The organism is Holospora elegans E1 (assembly GCF_000648275.1).
Taxonomy (GTDB): domain Bacteria; phylum Pseudomonadota; class Alphaproteobacteria; order Holosporales; family Holosporaceae; genus Holospora; species Holospora undulata_A.
Genome location: NZ_BAUP01000069.1, coordinates 1 through 3,538 on the forward strand (window position 1 = coordinate 1; position 3,538 = coordinate 3,538).

Sequence of the window (3,538 nt, forward strand, 5' to 3'; positions counted from 1 at the left end):
ACCTTTCGCTGATCGATCATACTAAGTACGAAGGTTCATTTGCATTAAACATTGTTGTTTATTTTTAATAAAATAGCCTCTTTTTCGGATCTTTAAAAGACCCTTCAAAAAAGTGAGGGGGAGTATGGAATATGTCATAACTTTAATTGTATAATCTACTACATAATTATAACTTTATCCAGCTCTATTGTCGTATTCTTTTTATGATGTTTTGGCTATATTACATCAAAGCGTTTTGTTGCGATGAGAAATTTATAAAATGGCGTTGGGACGCTCGCTGTTAATATAGTATTTTATATAAAATTTTATTTAAAAAAAGATTAATCAAAAGTCAATATATTTTTGAATTTTTTTAATTTTTATAAAAAATTTACATTCAGGTGCTTTATTTTAATTATTAAAAAATATTTATTTTTTTATTAAAAAGATGTTTTTATTTTTTATGAAATTTTAAAAAAAAATAAATTAAAAAGTTGCTAAAAAACTCTATCAAAAAATAATTAATATTTTTTTCGTATTTTTAATAAAATTTTTAATTTTGTGAAATAATTTTAAATGTGTTTAACAAGCAGTATAGACAATGAAAAAATGTTTAAAATTAATGGTTGCTTTTCTTTTAGCGGGATCAGCCGTAAAAGCAACAGAAGAAAATAAGAATTGTTCCGTGTTTCAGTCTGGAATAGGCGTTACTTTAGGAGCCGGAGTTTCTAAAGGATTTTTAATAGAAAAAAACGAAATGACTTTAGATTCAGTGCCTAATTCGGGGTATCATTGGAATTTTGACGTCCAAAGAATAACAAAGCCTAATGATGAGGAACTACTTTCTTTCGCTGTGGGGAATAAAGCTTTTGATTTCGTGGACTTTTCTTTATCAAACAAAATAAAGAATAGCTGGGGGTTTTCCTGGAATCTTGGCTTGTTAGCTCAAAAAAAATTAGGGACATATACCATTGGAGCTCGTTGGATATTTGGATCTAACGGCGCGTCCTCTAAATTGCAGTATGATACTGGAAAACTGTTTCGATACGCGGAACTTCAGGGGAATTTAAATGCTGATGAGCATTTAATACAGAGCTGTTCAGAATACATTTCTATTAAAAATCCGAAAATAACAAATTTTGTTTTAAAGAACAAGTGGTTTACGTCTTTTATTTTTGAATTAGGCTATCTTATTAATAACAGAATTCAGATTTTTGCAGGGCCAGGAATATGTTTTCAGGGACAAAAGTTGTGCTGTATCAACGAGTCAGGAAAATCTTCTGGTGGAATATCTAAAACGGTTTTTAAACCAATCGCAGCAATTGGAGCTCGATATGCTTTAACACAACGTATTTCGCTGGGGGTAGAATATCAACACCAATTTTTAACTAAGCAATCTTGGAATAAAGTAAATAAAATTCTTTCTAGCGATGTTAAGCCGTTTGGAACACCTGTTTTTAAGACAATGAATAACCTTTTCTTAATAACGATGACCTATATGTTTGGCCCTAAATAATCAAGTAATTTTAGAAAAATTTCAAAAGAAATAAGAGTTTAAAATACTTTTTAATTGTTTATAAGTATTTTTTACTCTTTAAATTGTTCTACCCCTGAAAAATTTTGCTCCTGAAAGTTTTTTCGATCTATTAGTATTTCATACCTGGCCTTAAGATCTTTTTCCTAATAAATTCTTCTTTAAAATTGAAAATTTATCATGCTATCTTTTTAAAATCCTAAAAATTTTAACTTAAATTATTACTTAAGATTGAATTTTTTTTGAGCTAAACTTTGATTTAATATTCAAGGTAAATTATTTTTAATGTGTCTCTATTTTTACGATTGGTACTATGTTATTTTAAAAAAAACTGGAAGAATAATTTTAATATTACGCAAGTGTAGTTTGCGTCTTAAAAGATGGTGGTGCTTAGAGTGTATAAGTGGATTAGCGTGAAAAGATATCATGGAAATAAGAGTTAGTAATATACAAAAAAATTTTAATAAAGCCAGCGTTTCTTATGATTGTGTTGGAAAAATTCAAAAAAGTTCTGCTAAATTTTTAGTCGATGAAATTCTAAATTTTAAAAACTTTGATCCTAAAACAATTTTAGATGTGGGCACAGGAACTGGTTACCTTCCTGAATTTTTGCTTCCTAAGTTTGGCTCTTCGTCTTTCTATCTTAACGACATCGCTGATAAAATGCTTGAAGTGTGTAAGATAAAATTTTCAAAATATTCTAACGTTTTTTATCTTCCTGGAGACATGCTAGATTTGAATGCCTGTATCTGTGATTATGTAGTAAGTAATCTGGCTTTACAATGGGTTGATGATCTAAGAAACGCTCTAGAATTTCTTAATACTAAAAGTTCTAATCTTTTTGCTTTTTCAACGCTGCTAGAAGGAAATTTTTACGAATGGAGAGATATTATCAATAAGTATCAAACGATTCATCTTCATAAGTACCCTAAAGAAGGTGATTTAGTGAATGTGTGCTTTGGAATAAAAAAACGTAATCAAATTTTTCAGTTTTGGTCAAAAAATTTTTCGCTAACACTAGATAGTGCTTTGGAATTTGTGCGCTATCTAAAGCTGCTTGGAGCCTGCGCATCACTTGATTCAATCCATTTGACGAATTTTAGAAAGTTGATTCAAGAACATCAGCATCCTTTGACGGTTACTTACAAAGTATTTTTTGGAATTTTTAGAAATACCGATCAATGAAAATTTTTATTTCTGGAACAGGTACAGACGTTGGAAAAACTCTTATTTCGAGCTGGATCGTTTTACACACTGGGTTTTCCTATTTTAAACCTATTCAAACCGGCACAAAAGACAGTACTGATAGTGAAAAAGTTCAAATTCTTTCTGGCGCAAAAGTTTATCCAGAGATTTACAGTTATCCAGAGCCACTATCTCCACATTTAGCAGCAAAAATTGAAAATGATCGCATTGAAATAAATAAAATTGTATTGCCAAAACAAGATACTTTATTAGTAGAAGGAGCAGGTGGAGTTTTAGTCCCCCTTAATGAACAATATCTTATGGTAGATCTTATTAAACACCTAAACATTCCAGTTATTCTAGTTTCTCTTACAAATCTGGGCTGCATAAATCATACGTTACTTAGTTTGGAAGCCTTAAGAGCTCGTAACATTCTTGTATTAGGGGTAATCATGAATGGTAGAAAAAATGTTGAAAATAACAAAGCTATAGAATACTATGGGCGTGTCTGTATTCTTGATGATTTTCCTTATTTATTTAAAATTAGTACCGTTGTGTTAAAGAATTTAGAGCTTTCCGAAAAATTAAAAGAAATTTTAAATGCGTGATAGTGAATAAGGAATCAAGTAAGGATAGTGCAGTCACGAGATATCGTCTTATAAAGCTGTGTATCTAATTAATTTTCAGTGAAAATCTTATGTGCAAGGCCATACTCCATAAGAGTTGAAAGTGTCAAAATAAATGTTTAACAGCATTGAAATCCCCTCCTGAAATAATAATTAATGTTTTAATAAAAGATTTATCTAGATCTCATGTAAATTGAAATAATGGAATTTTGAA

Annotated in this window: 3 protein-coding genes; all 3 read left to right on the plus strand. The window is 29.7% G+C overall.

The features are described from left to right. The first annotated feature begins 580 nt into the window (after positions 1 to 580). The 3 genes from HE1_RS02570 to bioD all read left to right on the plus strand — a co-directional run bounded on the left by HE1_RS02570 (position 581) and on the right by bioD (position 3,306). Positions 581 to 1,495: an outer membrane protein gene (locus tag HE1_RS02570; protein WP_162480224.1), complete on the plus strand. Its 915-nt coding sequence runs from the start codon at positions 581 to 583 to the stop codon at positions 1,493 to 1,495. 444 nt (positions 1,496 to 1,939) lie between these two features. Beyond that, a complete protein-coding gene (locus HE1_RS02575) occupies positions 1,940 to 2,698 on the plus strand; it encodes a methyltransferase domain-containing protein (RefSeq protein WP_035544378.1) in 759 nt (252 codons plus the stop codon). Then, a complete protein-coding gene (gene bioD, locus HE1_RS02580) occupies positions 2,695 to 3,306 on the plus strand; it encodes a dethiobiotin synthase (protein WP_035544382.1) in 612 nt (203 codons plus the stop codon). Before HE1_RS02575 ends, bioD begins: the two co-directional genes overlap by 4 nt. The last annotated feature ends 232 nt before the right edge of the window (positions 3,307 to 3,538 follow it).

Bases quoted from the DNA above. Each gene is read 5' to 3' on its own strand.
- HE1_RS02575 (WP_035544378.1), top strand. From the start codon at position 1,940: ATGGAAATAAGAGTTAGTAATATACAAAAAAATTTTAATAAAGCCAGC.
- bioD (WP_035544382.1), top strand. From the start codon at position 2,695: ATGAAAATTTTTATTTCTGGAACAGGTACAGACGTTGGAAAAACTCTT.
- HE1_RS02570 (WP_162480224.1), top strand. From the start codon at position 581: ATGAAAAAATGTTTAAAATTAATGGTTGCTTTTCTTTTAGCGGGATCA.